This is a genomic window from Streptomyces sp. NPDC001709 (assembly GCF_053596375.1).
The window spans coordinates 1-24,596 of record NZ_JBSFGB010000006.1 but is presented as its reverse complement, the minus strand read 5'-3'; the positions used below and the strand labels follow the sequence as shown (position 1 = coordinate 24,596).

Below are 24,596 nucleotides of genomic sequence, written 5' to 3'. Positions count from 1 at the left end.
GAACGGTCCCCACGCACCGGCCGCCGTCTGATGTCCGCGTGGGCGATTTCATCCTCCTCGACGGCCAGTACCAGCGAATACAGGACATGAGGTCCACCGGCACCGCCTCGGTCCGCGTCCTGCACTTCGCCGGACGTGCCCCCTGGACCATGCGCGAGGCGCAGACCACTTACCGGCCCATCGACTACTGCTGATCGCAGCCCCCTCGGGCCCGCACGACCCCCTTCACCCTCTCGACGCGAGGAGCTTTGGCATGCGCTTTCGCAAGATTCACGGAGCGGGCAACGACTTCGTACTCTTCACGGACCCCGGCCAGAAGGACGACACGGCCTGGGCCAAGACGGCGGAGCAACTGTGCGCCAGGCGTACCGGTGTGGGGGCGGATGGCCTGGTCGTCAGCCGTCCCGCTGAAGACGACCCCGCCATGCTCGAAGTCCAGTGCTTCAACGCGGACGGGTCGGTCGCCACGATGTGTGGCAACGCGCTGCGGTGCGCGGCCTGGGCAGCCCACCACGACGACGGCCTCGGGGCGACAAACGTCCGGAAGCTCCGCATGGCGGGCGTCGTGCACGAAGCCGTTATCGACACGGACTCCGTGTGGGTCACAGCCGAGGTCCGGGCGATCGAGCCCCGTCGCTTACAAACCGTCATCAACGGCCAGCCGACATGGTTCGACAGCGCGCACACCGGGACCGAACACGTCGTCGCCGTCGTGAACGACGTGGACGCGATCGACACAGAACTCGTAGGCCGGATCGTCCGGCACCACGAACGCGTCGCCCCCCTCGGCACGAACGTCAACTTCGTCCAGCACCTTGGCGGCCAGGCGCTGAAGATCCGCACGTACGAGCGCGGAGTCGAGGCAGAGACCCTCTCCTGCGGCAGTGGAGCTGTCGCCGCATTCGTCATCGCCACCATGCGCGGCCTCGTCGGCAAGCGCGAGGTCACGGTGCACAACAAGGCCGGTGAGCCTCTCACCGTCCGCCCGCACGAGCGCCATCCGAACCGGACCGCATGGGTTGGCGGGCCGGTCACCTACACCTTCGAAGGGGTACTCGCATGACCCTCTTTCTCGACTCCAGTTCGGACCAGCCGGTACACGTGGCCGCCGAAGCGCTCCGCGCGTGGGGGCGGAGCCGCAAGGGCCTCGGCGTCGCCCTCATCTACGGCCCCGTGTCCGCCGAGGACCGGCTCTACCACTCGAAGTGTCCCGTCGAACAGCGGTCTGTCACCGCCCTGGGCGAGGCCCTGGAAGAGATCGGCGCGAAGTGGAAGGTGCTGGACCCCACCGAGCCCGACTTCATTCAGGAGCTGTCCGGGTACGACGTAGCCCTCTCCAATCTCCACGGCCCGTACGGCGAGGATGGCCGGTTGCAGGGCCTGCTCGACTACCTGCGCGTGCCCTACTGCGGCAGCGGGGTGCAGGCATCCGCGGTGGCCGCAGACAAGATCCTCTGCAAGCGGGTGATGCTGACCCTCGGCGTCCCGACGCCCGGCTGGCGTGTCTGGTCCGGCGGCCCGACGAACTGGGGCGGGCAGACCGTCATGGTGAAGCCGCCCTTCGGCGGGTCCAGCGTCGGCATGAGTCTCGTCCGTGAGGCGGAGGAGCTACCCCGCGCCCTCGCGGACGCTGCCGGCGCAGAGGGTGACGAGGTACTGATCGAGGACTACGTGATCGGCACTCCGGTGACCGTAGGACTGCTGGAGCTGCCGGGCGGGTCCGTCGTCGTCTTCCCGCCGCTGACCACCGAGGCGACCGAAGCCGAGTTCTACGACGCCGACACCAAACTGGACATGGACTCCAAGGGGACGGTGACCGTCCGCGTCGCCGAGCTGGAGCCCGTCACCCTGGACAGGATCAGCAGGGACGCGCGGACGCTGTGGGACGGGATGGGGCTGCGCGGCTCCGCCCGCATCGACTTCATCGTCACGGAGGACGGCGACGCCTTCGTGCTGGAGGTCAACACCACGCCGGGCATGTCCCGTGACAGCAACTTCGCGGTCGGGGCGGCGATGGTCGGGCTCACGCACACGGATGTCGTGCTGGCGATGCTTCATGAGGCCCTGGCCCGGCCGCCGTACGATGTCCCCCTGCCCACTCCCGTGTTCTCCAGCACCACGCCGACGCGGGAGGCTGCCGTCTCGCCGTAGGAGCCTGCCGCTGTGCCGCGCGTCCACGATGTCCCCCTGTGCCGACAGCTCATCGAACCCGCCGAGTGGGATCTACACGGCGGCTGGGCACTGGGAGACAGGATCGAATGGTCCAACCGGGCGTGCGGCCTGGCGTCGCTGAGGGCGATCGTGCTCGCCTACGGGCGCGAGGCGCCAACGGTGACGGAACTCCTGAAGCTCGCGGTCAAGCACGAGGTTCTGACCCCGCGTGGAGCCCTTCACGCGGGGATCGCGAGCCTGGCAGCCGACCTCGGAGTGCCAGCGACCGCAGAGCCGGTACCGGCCGACGAACTGCTCGGCCGCCTCGACGATGCCCCACTCATCGCCTCCGTGACCGAGCAGTTTCCCGACGATGGGCGCAAGGGCGGACACCTCGTCATCCTTCACGGCTACGAGGACGGCCCGGACCCGACGATCCTCTTCCGAGACCCGTCGAGATGGGGCCAGACGCACGATCGCGTCCCCCTCAGCCGCCTGTCCTGCTCGTACACGGGCCGCGCAATCACCTTCGAACCCCTGAAGACCAACGGAGACTCTTGATGCCCGAGGCAGACGGCGACACGGCCGAGACGACTGCCGGCCGGACGATCGCTGTACTCGGCGAGATGCTGGAGCTAGGCGACGAGGCGGTAGACGCCCACCGCGAGATCGGACGCTTCGCGGCCGAAGTCGGCGTCGATCTCGTCGTGGCGGTCGGTGGAGACCTCGCCAAGCAGCTCGCCCTCGCAGCGGGCGACGCAGGCGTACCCGACATTGCGATCGTGGGCGACAACAAGACCGCTGCCGCCTATCTCCACACCGTCGTGAAGCCAGGCGACACGGTCCTGGTCAAGGCTTCACGCGGCGGGCAGCTCTGGCAGATCGCCCAGTCACTCTCTGGCCAGCCCGTCACGAACCTGTCCGGCCAGCCTGCCGACTGATGGCGCGCGGTGACCCGCTAACTCGCCAGACCGAACGCCGAGTCGGCGCTCTCCTCCTTGACCGCCGGGGCAGCGTCGACAGGCTGCAAGGGCGTGGGGTCGGAAGGGGCAGGCTGTTCGACCCCCGCCTCGTCCTGGGCCTCGACGACGGTCGTTAGATCCTCGCTCGTCACCTCGGACGCGGCTTCGCCTTTGGCCTCAACCTGGGTGGCGTCCACGACGGTATCGACGATCTCACCGATGGCGGCCTGGGAGACCTCTTGCGGGTTCTCCACGACGACCGGTGCCGGGTCGGCGATCACCTCGTTCGTGGTCGGGTCCGTGAGCGTCACCTCGACCATGCACGGAGGTGCTTCCGAGGACTCCTCGATCGGGGCCACCACGTCGGCCGTGACGGTGACCGACTCGGACACCTGGGCAGTAGCCGTGACCTGAAGGGCTTCCACGTCCGCGTCACGGTCCATATCGAGCGCGTAGACCGTGAACTGAGGTTCCGTGCCGGGCAGGCTGATGTCCGCCATGAAGGTACGGAAGGGCACGAGGCCGTCCGGCAGGCTCTTGACGGCATCCTCGATCGGGTCGGGAACAACCTGCTTCACAGCGCCCTTGATGCTGTCCTTGATGCCGCTCTTGGCCTTCTTCTTCGGCTTGCTCGCCTTCTTCCTCGTCGTGCCGGCGGAGCCACTCTTGCCCGGCGCGGCCTTGCTGCCCCTGACGGCCGGGGCCGCGCCCTTGGCTCGCCCGTCCTGGGCGACGACCTTCTTGTCCAGGCTCGCAGCGGCGATGTAGCTGTCGGCGTCGGGGGCTTCAACTCCGTCGCTCGCGGCGGTGAAATCGGCGTCTTCGGCGGGCGTGAGGTGTCGGTACACCTCGCCGTCGACAAGGACGTACGCGCCGTCGTCGTCGCCGTCGTCCTCGTCCCCCGGCCTGAAGCCGTAGGCGAGTTCGTGAGCCTCTTCCTGCGTCATACCTCGGCTCAGGGCTTGGCGGACGATGGCTTCCCGCTGCTCGGGGGTGAACTCCACCCCGGAGATGCCTCCGTGCCCGTCGAAGAAGGTCGGGATGTAGCCGTCGCTCTCGGCGGGCCGTGTGGAGCCGTTTCCGGCGTTGCGGGCGGCTGCCTCGCCTCCTTGGCTCTGCGAGTCCTCTGCGGCCACGTCAGGGACGCTATGGCCCGGCCTCTGCCCCCTGTTGCCCGGCGTCTCGTCGTCGGCCACGTCGACTGTCGCCAGGGTTCCGGCGTAGACGATTCCGGCCGCAGCCATGCCCCAGCTCAGCATGGCGAGCCTGCGTTGCGGCTCACCCTTGGCAGGGATGGCCAGGATTCGAGAGACGGGTTTGCGATGGCGCATGGCGGTGCGGCCCCCCATAAGTGGAATCTGAGAGTCCACCGATTAGAACATGGGAACGCGCGTTCGACCGAAGGGGGTATGTCTCGATAAAAGATCATCATCCTCGGGGGGCATTCAGCTCATACCGGCGGATGACGCGAGCCCACCCCTGGGCCCCCTCTACCCCCCGGTAGCCACTCGTCCAAAGTCAGCACCAAGTCAGCACGGAAGGGGTTCCGAGGGGTGATGGGAGGTGCTTCCAGGTCAGCACCAAGTCAGCACGGGAACGAAAAGGGGGCCCACCCCCGAAGGGATGGACCCCATCTGACCTGCATGTTTGCAAGATCAGGAGTGCCGTGCTATGTGACCTGCTACACGTTGAAGCGGAACTCCACCACATCCCCGTCCTGCATCACATAGTCCTTGCCCTCCATGCGCGCCTTGCCCTTGGCGCGGGCCTCGGTGACCGAGCCGGTTTCGACCAGGGCGTCGAAGGAGATGACCTCGGCCTTGATGAAGCCCTTCTGGAAGTCGGTGTGGATCACTCCGGCCGCCTCGGGGGCCGTGGCGCCCTTCTTGATCGTCCAGGCGCGGGACTCCTTGGGGCCGGCCGTGAGGTAGGTCTGCAGGCCGAGGGTGTCGAAGCCGACGCGGGCGAGGGTGGCGAGGCCGGGCTCGTGCTGGCCGACGGACTCCAGCAGCTCCAGCGCCTCCTCCTCGTCCAGTTCGGCGAGGTCGGCCTCCAGCTTGGCGTTGAGGAAGATCGCCTCGGCGGGGGCGACCAGGGCGCGCTGCTCGTTCTTGAAGTCCTCGTCGATCAGTTCGTCCTCGTCGACGTTGAAGACGTAGAGGAACGGCTTGGTCGTCAAGAGGTGCAGGTCGTGCAGGAGTTCGTTGCGCTCGGTGCCCTGGACGATGCCGTGCGCGAAGAGCGTGTCGCCCTTCTCCAGGATCTCCTTGGCCTCCTCGACCGCCTTGACCTTGGGGGCCACGTCCTTCTTGATCCGGGACTCCTTCTGGAGGCGCGGGAGGACCTTTTCGATCGTCTGGAGGTCGGCGAGGATCAGCTCGGTGTTGATCGTCTCGATGTCGTCCTTCGGCGAGACCTTGCCGTCGACGTGGACGACGTTCTCGTCCTTGAAGGCGCGGATGACCTGGCAGATCGCGTCGGACTCCCGGATGTTCGCGAGGAACTTGTTGCCGAGGCCCTCGCCCTCGGAGGCGCCGCGCACGATGCCGGCGATGTCGACGAAGTCGACCGTGGCCGGAAGGATGCGCTCCGAGCCGAAGATCGAGGCCAGTTTGGTCAGGCGGGCGTCGGGGACGCCGACCACGCCGACGTTCGGCTCGATCGTGGCGAACGGGTAGTTGGCCGCCAGCACGTCGTTCTTGGTCAGGGCGTTGAACAGGGTCGACTTGCCGACATTGGGCAGGCCGACGATTCCGATCGTGAGCGACACGTTGCGACTTCCCGTAGATGAGTGGGCCAGGGGTGCCAGGGGGGCGGGGCCAGGGACCGACACTGGCCGATCCAGCCGATCCACCAGTCTACGGCGTCCGCGCCAGGTGGCTCGCGGGAGCTTCGAACGCCTGGGCAAGCTCTTCCTACCGGCGTGTCTGATGGGCTATTCGGCACATAAACAGACCTAAGTTGGTCCAGTGGAGCAACACAGCCGGCGACCCCCGAACGACGGACCGCGACGTGGGACACCGCGGCAGCCCGCGCATCTGCCTCCGCAGGCCCGGCGCGGTCCGGGCGGGGAGCGCAGACCGGCGGGGCAGCGGGCGGGGCGGCAGGGGCGGACGGGGCGGATCGGCCGGCCGGTGGCATCGGGGCCGCGGCTGCCCGGCCCCCGGCTCACCGGGCTCGGCAGCGGGCTGCTCTGTGTCGTGGTGATGTTCCTGCTCGGCTGCCTGGACGCGCTGCTGTTCGGCGGGTACCTGCCCGTGTACGGCGTGCTGTTCCTGCCGGTGTGTGTGCTGACCGCGCTGTGGGTGCGGGCCGGGGACGTGCTGACCGCTCCCGTGGTCGTACCGATCGCGTTCGCCGTGGGGCTGCTCCCCGGTGCCGACGGCAGCGGGGGGCTGCCCGGCCGGCTGATGGGCCTGTTCACCGGGCTCGCCACCCAGGCCGGCTGGCTGTACGGCGGGACCCTCGCCGCCGGCGTGATCGTGCTCGTACGCCGGGTGCGGTGGGTACGGCGGCGCCGGCGCCGGGGCTGAACGGAGCTGCCGGCTGGGCGGGCGGGTGTCACTCGCCCGCGCCGGCAGGGTGCCGCTGCGCTCCTGTCAGGCCTGCTGGGCCGCTCTCATCGCCGCTCCCACGATGCCCGCGTTGTTCTGCAGCTGGGCGGGGACGATCTCGGCCTTGATGCCCTCGATGAAGTGCAGGAACTTGTCGGACTTGCGGCTGACCCCGCCGCCGATGATGAACAGCTCCGGTGAGAACAGCATCTCCACATGGGCCAGGTACTTCTGGACGCGGTCGGCCCAGCGCTCCCAGCTCAGGGCGTGGTCCTCCTTGGCCTTGCTGGAGGCCCGCTTCTCGGCGTCGTGTCCGTGCAGCTCCAGGTGGCCCAGCTCGGTGTTCGGGACGAGGGCGCCGTCCACGAAGACGGCGCTGCCGATGCCGGTGCCGAAGGTGAGCAGAATGACCGTGCCCCTGCGGTCGCGGCCGGCGCCGAACTGCATCTCGGCGACGCCCGCCGCGTCCGCGTCGTTGACGACGGTCACCGGCAGGCCGCCCAGTCTGCCGCCGAACAGCGCGCGGGCGTCCGTGTCGATCCAGCTGGCGTCCACGTTCGCCGCCGTCCGGATCATGGCGCCGCCCGTGACGACCCCGGGGAAGGTCAGTCCGACCGGGCCTGTCCAGCCGAAGTGGTCCACGACCTGCTTGACCCCGTCGGCCACGCCATCCGGTGTCGCCGGGTGCGGGGTGAGCACCTTGCAGCGCTCCTGGGCCAGGTCGCCCTTGTCCAGGTCCACGGGAGCGCCCTTGATCCCGGATCCGCCGATGTCCACACCGAAGATCTGCATGGCACCACGTTACGACGGACGACTGACAGTCACTCCTCGGAAGCTCCGGTGCCGCCGCGCTCGGCGACCAGCGCGGCCGCCTCGTCGCGCAGGTCGCGGCGCAGCTCCTTGGGCAGCGAGAAGGTGATGGACTCCTCGGCCGCCTTGACGAGCTCCACGTCGCCGTAGCCGCGCTCGGCGAGCCACTCCAGGACCTGCTCGACCAGCACCTCGGGCACGGAGGCACCGGAGGTGACGCCGACCGTGCCGACGCCCTCCAGCCAGGCCTCGTCGATCTCGTCGGCGAAGTCGACCAGGTAGGCCTCGCGGGAGCCGGCGAGCTTGGCGACCTCGACCAGGCGCTTGGAGTTGGAGGAGTTGCGCGAGCCGACCACGATGACCAACTCGGCCTCGGCGCCCATCTGCTTCACGGCCAGCTGGCGGTTCTGGGTGGCGTAGCAGATGTCGTCGCTGGGCGGGGAGACGAGCCCCGGGAACTTCGTCTTCAGTGCGTCGACGGTCTCCATGGTCTCGTCCACGGAGAGGGTGGTCTGGGACAGCCAGACGATCTTCGACGGGTCGCGGACCTCGACCTTGGCGACGTCCTCGGGGCCGTCGACCAGCTGGATGTGCTCGGGGGCCTCGCCGGAGGTGCCGATGACCTCCTCGTGGCCCTCGTGACCGATCAGGAGGATGTCGTAGTCCTCCTTGGCGTAGCGGACGGCTTCCTTGTGGACCTTGGTGACCAGGGGGCAGGTGGCGTCGATGGTGGCGAGTCGGCCGCGCCTGGCCTCCTCGTGCACGACCGGGGCGACGCCGTGCGCCGAGAACATGACGATGTTGCCCGGTGGCACCTCCTCCGTCCGCTCGACGAAGACGGCGCCCTTCTTCTCCAGGGTCTGCACGACGTACTTGTTGTGGACGATCTCGTGCCGGACGTAGATCGGGGCCCCGTACTGTTCCAGGGCCTTCTCGACGGCGATCACGGCGCGGTCCACACCGGCGCAGTAGCCCCGGGGGGCGGCGAGCAGGACACGGCGGCCAGGCGAAGCGGTCATGCGTCCCATCGTAAGGCCGCGTTCGGCGGCGCCGGGATCGCGTCCCCGGTGTGGCACTGCAACCTCCCAGGGGCGGGGGGAACTGCGCGACCAGCGGCGCGAACCCGCGCTGTCGGCGCTCGCCGTTAGGCTCGGCGCATGGCTGTGAACACCACCCCCGAAGCCCCCCTCCCCGTCGGTGAGGTCTCCCGGCTGATCGGGGGCTGGATCGACCGGCTCGGCGCGGTGTGGGTCGAGGGGCAGATCACGCAGCTGTCGCGGCGGCCCGGCGCCGGGGTCGTGTTCCTGACGCTGCGGGATCCGTCGCACGACATCTCCGTCAGCGTGACGTGCTACCGGCAGGTGTTCGACGCCGTGGCGGACGTGGTCGGCGAGGGCGCCCGTGTCGTCGTACTGGCGAAGCCGGAGTGGTACGCACCCAGGGGCCAGCTCTCCCTGCGCGCCGCCGAGATAAGGCCGGTCGGCGTCGGCGAGCTGCTGGCTCGGCTGGAGCGGCTGAAGAAGGCGCTCACGGCCGAGGGCCTGTTCGCGCCGGAGCGGAAGAAGCCGCTGCCGTTCCTGCCGCAGCTGATCGGTCTGGTCTGCGGCCGCGCCTCCGCCGCGGAGCGGGACGTGCTGGAGAACGCCCGGCACCGCTGGCCCGCCGTCCGCTTCGAGGTGCGCAACGTCCCGGTGCAGGGCGTGCACGCCGTGCCGCAGGTCGTGCAGGCCGTCAAGGAGCTGGACGAGCTCGAGGAGGTCGACGTCATCATCGTCGCGCGGGGCGGCGGCAGCGTGGAGGACCTGCTGCCGTTCTCCGACGAGCAGCTGGTGCGGGCCGTGGCCGACTGCCGCACGCCGGTCGTGTCCGCGATCGGGCACGAGCCCGACAACCCGCTGCTGGATCACGTCGCCGACCTGCGCGCCTCCACGCCCACCGACGCGGCCAAGAAGGTCGTGCCGGACGTGGGCGAGGAGTTCGAGCGGGTGCGGCTGCTGCGGGACCGGGCCCGGCGGTGCGTGCAGGCGTTCGTGGAGCGCGAGGAGCGCGGGCTGGCCCACGCCCTCGCCCGGCCGTCGATAGAGGATCCGCATCGGATGATCGACGAGCGCGCCGACCACGTGGCCTCCCTCGTCGAGCGGAGCCGGCGGACCCTGGGCCATCTCCTGGACCGCGCGGACTCGGAGCTGACGCACACGCACGCACGCGTGGTGGCCCTCTCCCCGGCGGCGACACTCAAGCGCGGCTACGCGGTGCTGCAGAAGACGGACGGGCACGTGGTGCGCGGCCCGGACGAGGTGACGGCGGGCGAGGCGCTGCGGGCCCGCGTCGCCGACGGCGAATTCACGGTGAAGGTAGGCGAATGACCGGCAAGGTGGACGAGGCGCTCTCGTACGAGCAGGCGCGGGACGAGTTGATCGAGGTGGTACGGCGCCTGGAGGCGGGCGGTACGACGCTGGAGGAGTCCCTGGCGCTGTGGGAGCGCGGCGAGGAGCTGGCCAAGGTGTGCCGGCGCTGGCTGGAGGGGGCGCGGGCCCGGCTGGACGCGGCGCTGGCGGAGGAGGAAGAGGCCGCGGAGGCCGAGTAGGCATCGGGCCGGGGTTGTGATGCGGGACACCACACCCCGAGTTTTGTTGAAGATTGAACTTCGCTGGCGTAGTGTCGTCCCGTCAGCCGATCCGGACCACGGTCCGGTACGTCGGGCCAAGGCGCCACCTAGGAAGTTCACGCATGTCTCTCGTTCTCGACCCCGCCGCCCAGGACCTGCTGTTCCGTGCGGCCCGCACCGCGAACACCTTCACCGACGAGCCGGTGACCGAGGAGCAGGTCGAGGCGATCTACGACCTGGTCAAGTACGGCCCCACCGCCTTCAACCAGTCCCCGCTGCGCATCACCCTGGTCCGCTCCCCCGAGGCCCGCGAGCGCCTGGTGCGGCACATGGCCGAGGGCAACCAGGCCAAGACCGCCGCCGCCCCGCTGGTCGCGATCCTCTCCGCGGACAACGAGTTCCACGAGGAGCTGCCCGCCCTCTTCCCGCACTTCCCGCAGGCCAAGGACGTGTTCTTCAGCGAGCGTCCGGCCCGTGAGGGCGCCGCCGCGCTGAACGCCTCCCTGCAGGCCGCGTACTTCATCATCGGCGTCCGCGCCGCCGGCCTGGCCGCCGGCCCGATGACCGGCCTGGACTTCGAGGGCGTCCGCAAGGAGTTCCTCGACGACGACCACACCCCGCTGATGGTCGTCAACATCGGCCGCCCGGGCCCCGACGCCTGGTTCCCGCGCTCGCCGCGCCTGGCCTACGACGACGTCGTCACGACCGTCTGAGCCGCCCCCGCCCCACACACGACGAAGGCCCCCAGCACCGCCGGGGGCCTTCGTCGTATGCGCGGGCTCACTGCATCTTCAGCGCCGCCGCCACCTTCGCCAGCTCCGTGAAGGACGCCGTGCCGGCCACCACCGTCGTGGAGCCGCGCGTGCCGTTCAGGACAAGGGCGTCGTAGCGGCCGCCGGTGTAGCGGGTCCAGGTGCGGCCGCCGATGGTCTCGGTCTTCTTCGTCGCCGACGCGCCCTGGCTGGCCTCGTCGATGAATTCGGCCGGCTTCTGCGTGGACTGCTCGATCTGCACGTACTGGCTGTCCGGGGTCTGGAAGCCCAGGTGCCAGCGGTCACCGTTCTCGCCCTGGAAGCGTACGGAGGTCGCCTTCCAGGTACTCGGCAGACCCTCGGGCGCGGCCACCGGATAGCTCGCCGCGCGCCGGGCCGTGAGCAGCTCGACCCGGTAGTCGACCTGCTTGAGATCGGGAGCGTGATCGTCGTGCGGGATGGCGAAGAACCAGACGCCCACCGCCGCGATGCCGATCAGGGCCAGGGAGAGAATCATGTCCCGGGCCGTCTGCTGCTTGCCTTTCGAACCTGCCACGCCCCCTATCGTCGCAGGTGCCCCATGCGCTCATCCGTGGGGCCCCCTGCTCATTTTGTCTGCCTAACGATAGAGTCAAGTCCAATACCCTCATCCGGCCGTCGTCGTATCAGAAAGGTGCGCTCCGATGACCGAAAATCATCACCTGCCGTCCGAGCTCGACGTTCCATCCGAGGCTCCCGACCGCAACCTCGCCCTGGAACTCGTCCGGGTGACCGAAGCCGCCGCCATGGCCGCCGGCCGCTGGGTGGGGCGGGGCGACAAGAACGGCGCCGACGGCGCCGCGGTGCGCGCCATGCGGACCCTCGTCTCCACCGTGTCGATGAACGGCGTCGTCGTCATCGGCGAGGGCGAGAAGGACGAGGCCCCGATGCTCTTCAACGGGGAGCAGGTGGGCGACGGCACCGGTCCCGAGGTCGACATCGCGGTCGACCCGATCGACGGCACCACGCTGACGGCCAAGGGCATGCCGAACGCGATCGCCGTCCTCGCCGCGGCCGAGCGGGGCGCCATGTTCGACCCGTCCGCCGTGTTCTACATGGACAAGCTGGTCACCGGCCCCGAGGCCGCGGAGTTCGTCGACATCGACGCGCCCGTGGCCGTGAACATCAAGCGGATCGCCAAGGCGAAGAAGGCCACGCCGGAGGACGTCACCGTCGTCATCCTCGACCGGCCGCGGCACGAGGGCCTGATCAGGGAGGTCCGGGAGGCCGGCGCGCGCATCAAGCTGATCTCCGACGGCGACGTGGCCGGCTCCGTCTACGCGCTGCGCGAGGGCACCGGGGTCGACCTGCTGCTCGGTATCGGCGGCACGCCTGAGGGCATCATCTCGGCCTGTGCCGTGAAGTGCCTGGGCGGCACCATTCAGGGCAAGCTGTGGCCCAAGGACGACGAGGAGCGTGCGCGGGCCATCGACGCCGGGCACGACCTGGACCGCGTGCTGACGACCGACGACCTGGTGTCCGGGGAGAACGTGTTCTTCGTCGCGACCGGTATCACCGACGGTGAGCTGCTGCGGGGCGTCCAGTACCGGTCGGAGACCGCGCTCACCGAGTCGATCGTGATGCGGTCGAAGTCCGGGACGGTGCGGAGGATTTACTCCGAGCACCGGCTGAGCAAACTGCGGGCCTACAGCGCGATCGACTTCGACCGGGCGAAGTAGCGCCATGTCACAGGGGGCGCGTGGAGCGTTGGCGGCTGCGGGTCGTTCGTGGTTGCTCGCGCAGTTCCCCGCGCCCCTTGAGTAGGCAAGCGCCCCCGGGCTGAGGGGGCGCCCCACTCCACTTCCTAACCAGCTATGCGGTTGGCCGTCGTCGCCCTCGCCGCCTTCTTCAGCTCGAGTTCCCGCCGGCGGCGCCTCGCCAGGACCACTCGGCGTTCGGCTGCCGTGAGGCCGCCCCAGACGCCGTACGGTTCGGGCTGGAGGAGGGCGTGTTCGCGGCACTCGACCATCACCGGGCAGCGGGCGCAGACACGCTTGGCCGCCTCCTCGCGGGACAGCCGGGCGGCGGTCGGCTCCTTCGACGGCGCGAAGAACAGGCCGGCCTCGTCGCGCCGGCACACCGCCTCGGTGTGCCAGGGAGCGTCTTGGTCCCTGTCTCGCACTGGCACCCGCGGGGCCGGAACGGCAGCTACCTGCAGGGACGAATGCGGCGGTTGCAGCACGGTCTACTCCTGACGACGGCTTCGCGAGCGAGAGAGACGATGCAGCAAGCCCTACCCGCTGTGCGCGCGCCTATGCACAGCGTTCCCAGTCGCAGGCGCGTACGCGGCTCGTTCGCGCCCCCGACGTGGCCGCACAGGCGGAGCGGAACCCTCCGATCACCGGCGGATTCGCGACCGTCAATGGCCCAGGTGTTTGCGCAGCTTGCGGTCGACCTTGTCCTGGACCCGCTCCAGCTTGCGGTCGACCTTGCTCTGCACCCGGTCCAGGATGTCCGCCACGCGCTTGCCGCGCTTGGGGGACGCCTCGACATTGCCGAGTACGGCCCAGCCGTCGACGTAGACGACCGGCGCTTCGGACTCGACCGAGTCCAGGGTGTCCACCTCGAAGTTGCCGAGGACACCGCCCCCGGTGCCGCGCAGCGACACATTCTCCGGGACGCGGATCTGGACGTCGCCGAAGACCGAGACCGCCTTGATCACGACCTGCTGGTACTCGAATATCGCCTCGCTGAGGTCGATCTCGACGCTGCCGAAGACCGAGTACGCGTGGATCCGGCGCCCGGCCCGCCACCGGCCGCGGCGCACCGCGCTGCTGAAGACGGCGACAACGTTGGCGTCCGCCTCGTGCGGGATCGCGCCCGGGGTGGGGCGGGGCGGCACAGGCGTGTAGGCGGGGACGGCGGAGCGCTGGTGGGCGGCGGGCAGATCCCGGATGAAGACCTCGAGCTCGCCCACCGTCTTGGCGGCGAGGACGCCCTCGACCCGCTCGGCATGCTCGTCAGCGGTCAGCCGCCCCTCGGCCAGGGCCTCGCGGAGGATCTCGGCGATGCGATCACGGTCGGCGTCCGAGGCACGCAGCTCGGAGACGGGGGCTTCGGTGTGCTTCTGAAGGTCCACGGGCACAGCGTACCGAAACGCGATAGATCGCGACTAGGGGCTGTGGAAAACCCCGGCGTGTCGAACTGAGCCTTACCTCACAGGTTCCGTGTCGGCGGCAGGTTCTAGGCTGGTGAGGCCCGCCAGCGTCGGCGGGCGGACGTCCGTCAGAGTGAGGAATGGGCTGAGATGCCTGAGTTCGCGTACACCGACCTGCTCCCCCAGGGAGCGGACACCACCCCGTACCGGCTGGTGACGTCCGAGGGCGTCTCCACCGTCGAGGGCCCGGACGGGCGGACGTTCCTCAAGGTGGAGCCGGAGGCGCTGCGCAAGCTGGCCGAGGAGGCCATCCACGACATCCAGCACTACCTGCGCCCGGCCCACCTGGCCCAGCTGCGCCGCATCATCGACGACCCGGAGGCGTCGAGCAACGACAAGTTCGTCGCGCTCGACCTCCTGAAGAACGCGAACATCGCGGCGGCGGGCGTGCTCCCGATGTGCCAGGACACCGGCACGGCGCTCGTCATGGGCAAGCGCGGGCAGAACGTGCTGACCGAGGGCGGCGACGAGGCGGCCCTGTCGCGCGGCATCTACGACGCGTACCTGAACCTCAACCTGCGCTACTCGCAGATGGCTCCGCTCACCATGTGGGAGGAGAAGAACACCGGCTCCAACCTGCCGGCCCAGATCGAGCTGTACGCCACCGACGGCGGCGCCTACAAGTTCCTGTTCATGGCCAAGGGCGGCGGCTCGGCCAACAAGTCCTTCCTCTACCAGGAGACCAAGGCGGTCCTGAACGAGGCCTCCATGATGAAGTTCCTGGAGGAGAAGATCCGTTCGCTGGGTACGGCCGCCTGCCCGCCGTACCACCTGGCGATCGTCGTCGGCGGCACCAGCGCCGAGTACGCGCTGAAGACCGCGAAGTACGCCTCCGCGCACTACCTGGACGAGATCCCGGCCGAGGGCTCGGAGCTGGGTCACGGCTTCCGGGACAAGGAGCTGGAGGAGAAGGTCTTCGAGCTGACGCAGAAGATCGGCATCGGCGCGCAGTTCGGCGGCAAGTACTTCTGCCACGACGTCCGCGTGGTCCGCCTGCCCCGGCACGGCGCGTCCTGCCCGGTCGCCATCGCCGTCTCCTGCTCGGCCGACCGCCAGGCGGTCGCGAAGATCACCGCCGAGGGCGTCTTCCTGGAGCAGCTGGAGACGGACCCGGCGCGCTTCCTGCCGGAGACGACCGACGAGCACCTCGACGAGTCCTCCGACGTGGTCGAGATCGACCTGAACCAGCCGATGGACACGATCCTCGCCGAGCTGACGAAGTACCCGGTGAAGACCCGCCTGTCCCTGACCGGCCCGCTGGTCGTGGCCCGCGACATCGCGCACGCCAAGATCAAGGAGCGGCTGGACGCGGGCGAGGAGATGCCGCAGTACCTGAAGGACCACCCGGTGTACTACGCGGGCCCGGCGAAGACCCCCGAGGGCTACGCCTCCGGTTCCTTCGGTCCTACGACGGCCGGCCGCATGGACTCCTACGTGGAGCAGTTCCAGGCGGCGGGCGGCTCGAAGGTGATGCTGGCGAAGGGCAACCGGTCGAAGCAGGTCACCGACGCGTGCAACGCACACGGCGGCTTCTACCTCGGCTCCATCGGCGGCCCGGCCGCCCGCCTCGCCCAGGACTGCATCAAGAAGGTCGAGGTCCTGGAGTACGAGGAGCTGGGCATGGAGGCCGTCTGGAAGATCGAGGTCGAGGACTTCCCGGCGTTCATCGTCGTGGACGACAAGGGCAACGACTTCTTCCAGGATCCCGCTCCGGCGCCGACGTTCACGACGATTCCGGTGCGCGGGCCCGGCCTGGCGTAGTGCCTGTCGCGGCGAGGGCGGGACTTCGCCCCCGCCGCCCCTACCCGTCCCACCCCCAGGGGCTCCGCCCCTTCGACCCCGCTGGGGCCGCCGCCCCCAGACCCCGCTTCGGCCTGGACGGCCTCGTCCTCAGACGCCGGACGGGCTGAGTGGTGCTGCCGGACGAACAAGTCGAACGACTTCTTCCAGGACCCGGCCCAGGGGCCCTCTCGGCCCACCGAGTCGGGTGGTGGGTGGGCGTGGGCCGGGGATCCAGGGGGCGGAGCCCCCTGGGTGGTCAGCTGAAGTGCTGGGCGGCCGATCCGTCGCAGTTCTGCAGCCGGACCCGGTCCCGCGCCGCCGCCTGTGTCAGGCACAGCCCCGTTGCCGCCGCCGGGCGGATCGAGCCCGACTGGCGGACGAACTGCTGGTTCGTGCCGCCATGGCAGTTCCACAGGATCAGGCCGGTGCCGGCGGTGTAGGAGCCGCCCGGCACGTCCAGGCAGCGGTCCTGGGTCAACTCCACGTGCAGGGAGCGCTGTTCGGGGTCGTACCACCAGCCCTGGTTGCGGCCGCCGTGGCAGTCCCAGCCGAGTATCGCCGTACCGTTCGCGCTGGAACCGCCCGACGCGTCGAGGCAGTTACCGGTGGCCTCGTCGGTCAGCGGCCGGAACGCCTCGTCCCAGGCTCCCTGGTACAGCTTCGGGCTGCCCGTGCTCGCCGGGTCGGCGCAACCCGCCTCGCGGTAGCCGGAGTCGTAGAACTGGGTGAGGCAGGACGCGAAGGCGCCGTGGCCCCGGTAGTTGGGGTGGAAGGACTGCCGTACCGAGTTGGAGTCGGGCGGGAACGGGTTGGAGAGGTCGATGTACAGGCCGCGCGCCCAGGTGTCCTCCATGCAGACCTCGTGCCCGTGGAAGAGGCGGGAGTCGTCGAGGTAGTACGCGCCGCTGTCCTCGGCGGCCCTGCGCATGCCGCGTTCGAAGAGCGGGACGGCGGTGTCGCGGCCCCACGCGGCGTCGGAGTCGTAGCCCATGCAGCCGCCCGGGAGCTTGCCCGGGAAGTTCGGGTTGTCGTGGATGTCGGGGCCGATGGGGCTCGGGTAGCCCATGACGACGAGCTTGTAGTCGTCGTCGCCGTAGCCCGCGTCCCGCATGACCGTCTTGAGGTCGGCGACGGTCGCCTCCACCTTCGGGACCAGGCCGTCGACGCGGGCCTGCCAGCCGGGCGCGTACTTGGGTTGGCAGGGGCCCTGGAGGGTGACGTAGCGGGTGACGCAGTCGGTCATGACGGGGCCGAACTGGAGGTCGTCGTTGGCGCCGATGACCAGCACGATCATCTTGATCCGGGTGTTGCGGGCCTTGATGGCGAGGCTGTCGCCCTGCACGAGTTCGTCGGCGTACTGCTTGCTGCCGCCGATGCGGATGTTGCCGGTGGAGGCACCTGAACAGGCGACGTTGTACGTCTCGTCCGCGGGGATGCCGGTGCGGTGGATGGCGGCGTCCGGCGAACGGTGGCACCAGTTGTCCGGGCCGTTCGTGCCCGGCTCGTACGTGCCGACGCCCTCGCCGGAGATCTCACTGTCGCCGAGGGAGATCAGGGCGGTCTTGCGGTCGGCGAGGGGCCGCTCGGCCGGGTCGCCGTAGAGGGCGGTGGCCTCGGCGGCGCGGACGCGTTCCAGGTCGGGCGGGAGCGGGGTGGCCCCCGCGGTGGCCGGGGCCGCGTGGGCGGCGGGGGCCGTGAGGCCCGCGCACACGGTGGCGGCCGCCGCGACAGCGACGGCCGTCCATCTGATCCTGGATCCGACGCGTTTCATGACACTCATGTACGCCTCCCCGAAGCAGGTGTTACCCCGGGTATTTACTGGCGAGTAGTCACATAGGGAATACACATGCGACGACATGTGCTCCCTTTTTCGGAGGTACGACGATGACGACCGAAGAGCCGCGGTACCGGATCGAGCACGACTCGATGGGCGAGGTCCGGGTCCCGGCCCATGCCAAGTGGCGGGCGCAGAGCCAGCGCGCCGTGGAGAACTTCCCCGTGTCCGGGCAGCGGCTGGAGCGGGCGCACATCGAGGCGCTGGCCCGCATCAAGGCGGCCGCCGCCAAGGTGAACGCCGAACTCGGCGTGCTGGACAAGGAGATCGCCGAGGCGATCCAGGAGGCGGCCGGGGAGGTCGCCGCGGGGACGTGGGACGAGCACTTCCCGGTGGACGTGTTCCAGACCGGTTCCGGCACCTCGTCCAACATGAACACCAACGAGGTCGTCGCGACCCTGGCGAGCGAGCGGCTCGGCCGGGACGTGCACCCGAACGACCACGTCAACGCCTCGCAGTCGTCCAACGACGTCTTTCCCTCCTCGATCCACATCGCCGCCACCGCCGCCGTCACCCACGACCTGATCCCGGCCCTGGACCACCTCGCCGCCGCGCTCTCCCGCAAGTCCGAGGAGTTCGCCGACGTCGTGAAGTCGGGGCGGACGCATCTGATGGACGCGACGCCGGTGACTTTGGGTCAGGAGTTCGGCGGATACGCGGCCCAGGTGCGGTACGGCGTCGAGCGCCTGACGGCCTCCCTCCCCCGGCTGGCCGAGCTGCCGCTGGGCGGCACCGCCGTCGGCACCGGTATCAACACCCCGCCCGGTTTCTCCGCCGCCGTCATCCAGGAGGTCGCCCGGGCCACCGGGCTGCCGCTCACCGAGGCCCGTGACCACTTCGAGGCGCAGGGTGCCCGGGACGGGATCGTGGAGACCAGCGGGCAGCTGCGGACCATCGCGGTCGGGCTGACGAAGATCGCCAACGACCTGCGCTGGATGGCGTCCGGGCCGCGCACCGGGCTCGCCGAGATCCGGCTGCCCGATCTGCAGCCGGGCTCGTCCATCATGCCGGGCAAGGTCAACCCGGTCGTGCCGGAGGCGGTGTTGATGGTCGCCGCCCAGGTCATCGGCAACGACGCCACCATCGCGACCGCCGGAGCCGCCGGGAACTTCGAGCTGAACGTGATGCTCCCGGTCATCGCCAAGAACGTCCTGGAGTCGATCCGGCTGCTCGCCAACGTCTCACGGCTGCTGGCCGACCGGACGATCGACGGCATCAGCGCCGACCGGGAGCGAACCCGCGAGTACGCCGAGTCGTCCCCGTCCGTGGTCACCCCGCTGAACAAGTACATCGGCTACGAGGAAGCCGCGAAGGTCGCCAAGAAGTCGCTCGCGGAGCGCAAGACGATCCGGCAGGTCGTGCTGGAGAACGGGTACATCGAGCGCGGGGATCTGACGCTGGAACAGCTCGACGAGGCCCTGGATGTCCTGCGCATGACGCACCCGTAACCGCCGGCGAACATTTCCGGCCACCGGCCGCCGGGCCGGGCGCAACCGTGACGTGCACCGCAGCGTCGTATGCCTACGGCACCTAATATCTGTCCATGACGGACGACGGAGCGATGACACGCATGGACGCGGGACGTGCGAGCCACTGGACCCCCGGGACCGGGATCCTGTGGCGCTACCGGGAGAACGCCGGCGAGCACTTCCACATCGCCCGGCCCGTCACCGTCGTACGCGATGACGCGGATCTGCTTGCGGTGTGGCTGGCGCCGGGCACCGAGTGCATGAAGCCGGCCCTCGCCGACGGCAAGCCCGTGCATCTGGAGCCGCTGGAGTCCCGCTACACCAAGCCGCGCACGGTGCAGCGGGACCACTGGTTCGGCACGGGCGTGCTCAAGCTGGCCCAGCCCGGCCGGCCCTGGTCGGTGTGGCTGTTCTGGGAGCCGGGCTGGCGGTTCAAGAACTGGTACGTCAACCTTGAGCAGCCGCTGGCCCGTTGGGCGGGCGGGGTGGACTCCGAGGACTACTTCCTGGACATCTCCGTGCACCCCGACCGAAGCTGGCACTGGCGCGACGAGGACGAGTTCGCGCAGGCCCAGCGGGACGGGCTGATGGACGCGGCGACCGCCGAGCGGGTCCGGGCGGCCGGGCGGGACGCGGTGGAGGTGATCGAGGCCTGGGGGCCGCCGTTCTCGGACGGCTGGCAGCACTGGCGCCCGGATCCGTCCTGGGCGGTACCTTCTCTCCCCGAGGACTGGGACCGTACGCCCGTGCACGTGTCCTCATGAGACCCTTGATGCGCCCCGGGGCAAGAAACGTAGGATCGTCCTCCGCAAGGGCGCACACAAGCAACTACCGGAGCATGTGCCGGGCTTGACCGATCGTCACCGAGGGGCGGCAGCACGTGAGCGAGAGGCACCAGGGCACAGGAACTACCTCTGACCACGCGGGAAATCCGTTCCTGGGGCACGTATTGCGGGTATCGGGACTTCTGCGGGAGCAACTGCGCGCCCGGCGTGCAGTGCCGTACGGATGGATGCGACACGCGTGACGGAGCAGCCCACCTCCTTCGAGCGCCCCCAGGGCGCCGACCCCGCGGAGAGCCGCGGGGCGCTCTTGCGTACCCCGAAACCGGCCGGGAACCCGGCCTTACCGGTCCAGGCCCATGCGGAGGGAGCCTCCTCCGGACCGGGCACCGCCACGCCCTGTGGCAAGGGGAAGGACGGCAAGGGGACGCAGGTCCCGGTCGGCAAGGGGAAGGAGCCCCCAGTCAACGGCCCCGAGCACTCCCAGCCCGCCGCCGCCGAACCCGGCGCGCACCGCCCGCGCCCCGCACCGGAGGGCATTCCGCCGCAGCCCGGCGCCGAGCAGGAGCGGGCGTCCGGCGGTCAGGAGCGCCGTACGGGACGCGGTCTGCCTCCCGGCCGGCCGATGCCGATGCGGCGCGACGGGGACCGGCTGAGATTCGTGGGCGCGGCCACCCGGCGGATCGCGCGCGGTCTCGATCTGGACGAGATCGTGATGGGCCTGTGCCGGGCCACCGTGCCGACGTTCTCGGACGCGATCCTGGTCTATCTGCGCGACCCGCTGCCGGTCGGCGACGAGCGGCCCACCGGTCCGGTGGTGCTGCGGCTGCGCCGTACCGACCGGATTCCGGAGGAGCGGGACACCGACGGTGTGCTGCTGCCGCCGGCCTTCGACCCGGAGCCCGAGCCGAGCCCGCTGACCGAGCTGTCCTCGCTCACCACCGAGCTGTGCGAGGTGCGCCCCGGCGGCGCGCTGAACGAGGTGCTGCGCGGGGTGCGCCCGGTGTTCGCCGACGCGCCCGCCGCCCGGGCCGCGCTGCCCGAGCTGGTCGGCGGCGGCGCCGAGACGGTCGTACCGTCCGGGCAGCACGCGATCCTCGCGCCGCTGCGCGGCCGGCGCCGGGTGATCGGCGCGGCGCTGTTCCTGCGCCGCCCGGAGCGGCTCGCGTTCGAGGCCGACGACCTGCTGGTGGCCGCCCAGCTGGCCACGCACAGCGCGCTCGGCATCGACAAGGCGGTGCTGTACGGCCGGGAGGCCTACATCGCCGACGAGCTGCAGCGCACCATGCTGCCCGAGACCCTGCCCCGCCCGACCGGGGTGCGGCTCGCCTCCCGGTATCTGCCGGCCGCGGAGACCGCGCGGGTCGGCGGCGACTGGTACGACGCGATCCCGCTGCCCGGCAGCCGGGTCGCGCTGGTCGTCGGTGACGTCATGGGCCACTCCATGACCTCGGCGGCGATCATGGGCCAGCTGCGCACCACCGCGCAGACCCTGGCCAATCTCGATCTGCCGCCGCAGGAGGTGCTGCACCACCTGGACGAGCAGGCGCAGCGGCTCGGCACGGACCGCATGGCGACCTGTCTGTACGCGGTCTACGACCCGGTCACGCACCGCATCACCATCGCCAACGCCGGCCATCCGCCGCCCGTGCTGCTGCACCTGGGCGGCCGGGCCGAGGTGCTGCGGGTGCCGCCGGGAGCACCGATCGGCGTCGGCGGGGTGGACTTCGAGGCGGTCGAGCTGGACGCGCCCGCCGGAGCCACGCTGCTGCTGTACACCGACGGCCTGGTGGAGTCCCGGCTGCGGGACGTGTGGACCGGCATAGAGCAGCTGCGCGAAAAGCTCGCCGCGACCGCCCAGTTGACCGGACCGGACCATCCGCCGCCGCTGGAAGCCCTGTGCGACGAGGTCCTGGACATGCTCGGCCCGGGCGACCGGGACGACGACATCGCGCTGCTCGCGGCCCGCTTCGACGGGATCGCGCCGAGCGATGTCGCGTACTGGCAGCTGGAGCCGGAGGAGACGGCCCCCGGCCAGGCCCGCCGGCTGGCCCGGCGCGCGCTCGCCCGCTGGGGCCTGGAGGATCTGTCGGATTCGGTGGAGCTGCTGGTCAGCGAGGTCGTGACGAACGCCGTACGGTACACGTCCCGGCCGGTGACGCTACGGCTGCTGCGCACGGACGTGCTGCGCTGCGAGGTCGGCGACGACGTGCCGCAACTGCCCCGGCTGCGCCAGGCCCGGGCCACGGACGAGGGCGGCCGCGGTCTGTTCCTGGTCAACAAGCTGGCCCGGCGCTGGGGCGCGACCCGGCTGAGCATGGGCAAGGTGGTCTGGTTCGAGCTGAACCGGGTGTAGGCGGCGGCACGTCAAGCGCCGAAGGGGCGCCCGGTATGTACCGGGCGCCCCTTCGGCGCTTTTACGGCTACTGAACGCCGGGGTCGAGCGGTGGATCGGAGATGTTGTCCGACGGCGTGGGACTCGTGGTCGGAGACTGCGTCGGGGTACCCGTGGGTGACTGGGTCGGCGTACCGGTCGGCGTCCGGGTCGGCGGCCGGGAGGTCGGCTTGTGCGACGTGGGCGGCGCGCTGGTCGGTGTCTTCGACGGGGTGCTGGACGGAGTGCGGTTGTAGGTCGGGCTCGGTGTCGGCGCGACCGCCGCGCCCTGGGTGGTGTCCAGGTCGAACTTGGCGCCGTCCGTCACGCCGAAGGTGTAGGCGGCCCAGATCTGCGCCGGGAAGCCGCCGCCGTTGACGCGGCCGGGGCGGCCGAGGGGATCGAGCAGGCCGGCCGCGCCGGTCAGCGACACATGGCGGCCGGACCCCTTCTGCTCGCCGAACAAACCGACGGACGTGACCAGGTCGGGCGTGTAGCCGGTGAACCAGGCGGACCTGTCCTCGTCGGAGGTACCGGTCTTGCCGGCCACCTGCTGGCCGTCGCGCAGCGGGTTGTCCGCCACGTGCGTCTTCGCCGTACCGTCGTCGACCACGCCGGTCAGCACCGAGGTCACCGTGTCGGCGGCGGTCCGGCTGATCACCGGGCCGCCGATCGGGTCGGGGATCGAGGCCTTACGGGTGCTCTGCTCGGCCGACTTGAGGATGCTCGGCGTCACCTTCTTGCCGTGGTTGGCGAACGTGGCGTAGATCCCGGCCATCTCCAGCGGGCTGGCGCCCATGGAGCCGAGGGTCTGCGCGGGCACCGCCTGCATGCCGTCGGTGTCCATGCCGAGCTGCTGGGCCGTGCTCATGACCTTCTTCATGCCCACGTCCACGCCCATCTGCGCGAAGACGGAGTTCACGGAGTTGTTCATGGCCTGCTGGACGGTGATCGGGCCGTAGTCGCGCTTGTCCTCGTTCGGCGGGCCGAAGCCGACCTTGCTCCCGTGATCGAGGACCTGACGGCCGCTGGTGCCGTCGTAGATCGTGTCGGCGTTGATCGGCTTGTCGTCCTGGGTGGTGGCGCCGTTCTCCAGTGCGGAGGCGAGGATGACCGGCTTGAACGTCGAGGCGGGCTGGTAGTCCCGGCGGGTGGCGTTGTTGGTCCAGTGCTTGAACAGATCCTCACCGCCGTACATGGCGACGATCTTGCCGGTCTTGGGGTCCACCGACACGGCGCCGGCCTGCACCGCGCCGTCGACCTTGCGCTTCTTCGGGTCGAGATTGCCGGTCAGCTGGGACTTGACCGCCTGTACCAGCTTGGCCTGCTTCTTCTTGTCGATGTTCAGGGTGATGGTCCAGCCGCGGTCGACCACCTCGGCCTCCGCCTGGGAGCGGCTGATGTTCTCGTCCTTCATCAGCTGCTGCTCGAGCTGCTGGTTGGCGAGGTCGATCAGGTAGCCCTTCTGGCCCTGCTGACCCGGCGTTCCCTGGGGGTCCTTGGGATACGGGAACTTCATGGACTGCCGCTCGGAGGGGTCCAGCCAGTGTTGCCCGACCATGTTGTCCAGGACGTAGTTCCAGCGGTTCTGCACCAGCTTCTTGCCCGTGGGGGTCGCGACGGCCCAGTCGTACTGGCTCGGCGCCTGGAGGAGCGCGGCGAGGTAGGCGCCCTGCTCGACCGTCAGCTTCTCGGCGTCGGTGCGGTAGTAGGCCTGGGCGGCGGCCTGGATGCCGTAGGCGCCGCGGCCGTAGTAGCTGGTGTTGATGTAGCCGGCGAGGATCTGGTCCTTGGTCAGCTTCTGGTCGACCTTCAAGGAGATGACCATCTCCTTGAGCTTGCGGCTGACCGTCTGGTTCTGGGTGAGGTAGTAGTTCTTGACGTACTGCTGGGTGATCGTGGAGCCGCCCTGGGCGCCGCGGCCCATCGCCGTGTTGTACAGACCGCGGGCCAGGCCTTTGAGATCGATGCCGGAGTCCGTGTAGAAGGTCTTGTTCTCGGCGGCGACGAAGGTGTGCTGGACGGGCTTGGGCACCTTAGCCAGGTCCACGCTCTCCCGGTTGGTCTTGCCGACCCGGGCCATGATCGTGCCGTCGCTGTATTTGTAGATGTTGCTCTGCTGCCTGGCGAGGGCGTTGCCCTTGGGGATGTCCACCAGCATGTAGAGGGCGATGAAGCCGCCGATGCCGAGCAGGCAGAGCCCGAAGAACGTGCCGAGGACCTTCTTCCAGGTGAAGAGCCTGCGTATTCGGCCCTTGGGCGGCTTGCCGGGCTTGGACGCGCGCGCCGCGGCCCGGCCGGGCGCGGCCCCGGCTCTGCCGG

The 24,596-nt window shown here is 70.0% G+C and carries 23 protein-coding genes; 14 read left to right on the top strand and 9 right to left on the bottom strand.

Annotated features, from left to right (window positions below):
• Positions 1 to 38 precede the first annotated feature (38 nt).
• Genes ACWC0C_RS10820 through ACWC0C_RS10800 form a run of 5 tightly spaced genes read left to right on the top strand, consistent with a single transcriptional unit; the run spans position 39 to position 3,092 of the window.
• Positions 39 to 194, top strand: coding sequence for a hypothetical protein (locus ACWC0C_RS10820; protein ID WP_450863225.1), 156 nt, complete (start codon positions 39 to 41; stop codon positions 192 to 194).
• Positions 195 to 253: 59 nt separating this feature from the next.
• Positions 254 to 1,063 (top strand): diaminopimelate epimerase, encoded by an 810-nt coding sequence (dapF, locus tag ACWC0C_RS10815; RefSeq protein WP_450863224.1) that lies wholly within the window; start codon positions 254 to 256, stop codon positions 1,061 to 1,063.
• The gene (locus ACWC0C_RS10810) at positions 1,060 to 2,151 is read left to right on the top strand and encodes a D-alanine--D-alanine ligase family protein (protein WP_450863223.1); all 1,092 of its coding nucleotides are present in this window, start codon (positions 1,060 to 1,062) and stop codon (positions 2,149 to 2,151) included. The genes dapF and ACWC0C_RS10810 overlap by 4 nt, the downstream gene beginning before the upstream one ends.
• A gap of 12 nt (positions 2,152 to 2,163) precedes the next feature.
• The gene (locus tag ACWC0C_RS10805; RefSeq protein WP_450863221.1) at positions 2,164 to 2,712 is read left to right on the top strand and encodes a C39 family peptidase; all 549 of its coding nucleotides are present in this window, start codon (positions 2,164 to 2,166) and stop codon (positions 2,710 to 2,712) included.
• Positions 2,712 to 3,092 carry a glutamate ligase domain-containing protein gene (locus ACWC0C_RS10800; protein ID WP_450863219.1) on the top strand — a complete coding sequence of 127 codons (381 nt, stop codon included), beginning with the start codon at positions 2,712 to 2,714 and terminating at the stop codon, positions 3,090 to 3,092. Before ACWC0C_RS10805 ends, ACWC0C_RS10800 begins: the two co-directional genes overlap by 1 nt.
• Positions 3,093 to 3,109: 17 nt before the next feature.
• Here ACWC0C_RS10800 and ACWC0C_RS10795 read toward each other — a convergent pair whose 3' ends face one another.
• Entirely contained in the window at positions 3,110 to 4,249 is a 1,140-nt protein-coding gene (locus ACWC0C_RS10795) for a hypothetical protein (protein ID WP_450863218.1), read from the bottom strand.
• Between the two features lie 545 nt (positions 4,250 to 4,794).
• Positions 4,795 to 5,883, bottom strand: a complete 1,089-nt coding sequence (gene ychF, locus ACWC0C_RS10790) for a redox-regulated ATPase YchF (protein WP_449195729.1) — start codon at positions 5,881 to 5,883, stop codon at positions 4,795 to 4,797.
• 199 nt (positions 5,884 to 6,082) lie between these two features.
• Between ychF and ACWC0C_RS10785 the strand changes: the two genes are divergently transcribed.
• On the top strand, positions 6,083 to 6,646 hold the full coding sequence (locus tag ACWC0C_RS10785; RefSeq protein WP_449195730.1) for a DUF6542 domain-containing protein: 564 nt from the start codon (positions 6,083 to 6,085) through the stop codon (positions 6,644 to 6,646).
• A 66-nt stretch (positions 6,647 to 6,712) separates the two neighbouring features.
• Here ACWC0C_RS10785 and ppgK read toward each other — a convergent pair whose 3' ends face one another.
• Positions 6,713 to 7,459 carry a polyphosphate--glucose phosphotransferase gene (gene ppgK, locus ACWC0C_RS10780; RefSeq protein WP_450863217.1) on the bottom strand — a complete coding sequence of 249 codons (747 nt, stop codon included), beginning with the start codon at positions 7,457 to 7,459 and terminating at the stop codon, positions 6,713 to 6,715.
• A gap of 29 nt (positions 7,460 to 7,488) precedes the next feature.
• Complete coding sequence (locus ACWC0C_RS10775) at positions 7,489 to 8,496, bottom strand: 4-hydroxy-3-methylbut-2-enyl diphosphate reductase (RefSeq protein ID WP_449195732.1); 1,008 nt, start codon at positions 8,494 to 8,496, stop codon at positions 7,489 to 7,491.
• Between the two features lie 138 nt (positions 8,497 to 8,634).
• Between ACWC0C_RS10775 and xseA the strand changes: the two genes are divergently transcribed.
• The 3 genes from xseA to ACWC0C_RS10760 all read left to right on the top strand — a co-directional run bounded on the left by xseA (position 8,635) and on the right by ACWC0C_RS10760 (position 10,798).
• Positions 8,635 to 9,843, top strand: coding sequence for an exodeoxyribonuclease VII large subunit (gene xseA / locus ACWC0C_RS10770; protein WP_450863215.1), 1,209 nt, complete (start codon positions 8,635 to 8,637; stop codon positions 9,841 to 9,843).
• On the top strand, positions 9,840 to 10,064 hold the full coding sequence (locus tag ACWC0C_RS10765; protein ID WP_449195734.1) for an exodeoxyribonuclease VII small subunit: 225 nt from the start codon (positions 9,840 to 9,842) through the stop codon (positions 10,062 to 10,064). The genes xseA and ACWC0C_RS10765 overlap by 4 nt, the downstream gene beginning before the upstream one ends.
• Positions 10,065 to 10,207: 143 nt before the next feature.
• On the top strand, positions 10,208 to 10,798 hold the full coding sequence (locus tag ACWC0C_RS10760; protein ID WP_449195735.1) for a malonic semialdehyde reductase: 591 nt from the start codon (positions 10,208 to 10,210) through the stop codon (positions 10,796 to 10,798).
• A gap of 67 nt (positions 10,799 to 10,865) precedes the next feature.
• On the opposite strand, the gene ACWC0C_RS10755 is transcribed toward ACWC0C_RS10760, so the two are convergent.
• Complete coding sequence (locus ACWC0C_RS10755; protein ID WP_449195736.1) at positions 10,866 to 11,393, bottom strand: DUF4245 domain-containing protein; 528 nt, start codon at positions 11,391 to 11,393, stop codon at positions 10,866 to 10,868.
• Positions 11,394 to 11,520: 127 nt separating this feature from the next.
• On the opposite strand from ACWC0C_RS10755, the gene glpX reads away from it, so the two are divergent.
• The gene (gene glpX, locus ACWC0C_RS10750) at positions 11,521 to 12,555 is read left to right on the top strand and encodes a class II fructose-bisphosphatase (RefSeq protein WP_450863213.1); all 1,035 of its coding nucleotides are present in this window, start codon (positions 11,521 to 11,523) and stop codon (positions 12,553 to 12,555) included.
• 125 nt (positions 12,556 to 12,680) lie between these two features.
• Here glpX and ACWC0C_RS10745 read toward each other — a convergent pair whose 3' ends face one another.
• Together ACWC0C_RS10745 and ACWC0C_RS10740 are read right to left on the bottom strand one after the other, a co-directional pair.
• On the bottom strand, positions 12,681 to 13,058 hold the full coding sequence (locus ACWC0C_RS10745) for a WhiB family transcriptional regulator (protein WP_449195738.1): 378 nt from the start codon (positions 13,056 to 13,058) through the stop codon (positions 12,681 to 12,683).
• A 177-nt stretch (positions 13,059 to 13,235) separates the two neighbouring features.
• The gene (locus ACWC0C_RS10740; protein WP_449195739.1) at positions 13,236 to 13,955 is read right to left on the bottom strand and encodes a DUF1707 SHOCT-like domain-containing protein; all 720 of its coding nucleotides are present in this window, start codon (positions 13,953 to 13,955) and stop codon (positions 13,236 to 13,238) included.
• A gap of 168 nt (positions 13,956 to 14,123) precedes the next feature.
• Here ACWC0C_RS10740 and ACWC0C_RS10735 point away from each other — a divergent pair, with 168 nt between their 5' ends.
• On the top strand, positions 14,124 to 15,794 hold the full coding sequence (locus tag ACWC0C_RS10735; protein ID WP_450863212.1) for a fumarate hydratase: 1,671 nt from the start codon (positions 14,124 to 14,126) through the stop codon (positions 15,792 to 15,794).
• Positions 15,795 to 16,071: 277 nt separating this feature from the next.
• On the opposite strand, the gene ACWC0C_RS10730 is transcribed toward ACWC0C_RS10735, so the two are convergent.
• Entirely contained in the window at positions 16,072 to 17,586 is a 1,515-nt protein-coding gene (locus tag ACWC0C_RS10730) for a ricin-type beta-trefoil lectin domain protein (protein ID WP_450863633.1), read from the bottom strand.
• Positions 17,587 to 17,699: 113 nt separating this feature from the next.
• Here ACWC0C_RS10730 and ACWC0C_RS10725 point away from each other — a divergent pair, with 113 nt between their 5' ends.
• The 3 genes from ACWC0C_RS10725 (at position 17,700) to ACWC0C_RS10715 (ending at position 22,256) form a co-directional block, all read left to right on the top strand.
• Positions 17,700 to 19,097 carry a class II fumarate hydratase gene (locus ACWC0C_RS10725; protein ID WP_450863210.1) on the top strand — a complete coding sequence of 466 codons (1,398 nt, stop codon included), beginning with the start codon at positions 17,700 to 17,702 and terminating at the stop codon, positions 19,095 to 19,097.
• Between the two features lie 95 nt (positions 19,098 to 19,192).
• Positions 19,193 to 19,882 (top strand): cytidylyl-2-hydroxypropylphosphonate hydrolase, encoded by a 690-nt coding sequence (fomD, locus tag ACWC0C_RS10720; protein ID WP_449195742.1) that lies wholly within the window; start codon positions 19,193 to 19,195, stop codon positions 19,880 to 19,882.
• A 259-nt stretch (positions 19,883 to 20,141) separates the two neighbouring features.
• On the top strand, positions 20,142 to 22,256 hold the full coding sequence (locus ACWC0C_RS10715) for a SpoIIE family protein phosphatase (protein WP_450863208.1): 2,115 nt from the start codon (positions 20,142 to 20,144) through the stop codon (positions 22,254 to 22,256).
• 67 nt (positions 22,257 to 22,323) lie between these two features.
• Here the strand turns inward: ACWC0C_RS10715 and ACWC0C_RS10710 are convergent.
• A partial coding sequence (locus tag ACWC0C_RS10710; protein WP_450863206.1) for a transglycosylase domain-containing protein occupies positions 22,324 to 24,596 on the bottom strand: 2,273 nt, incomplete at its 5' end.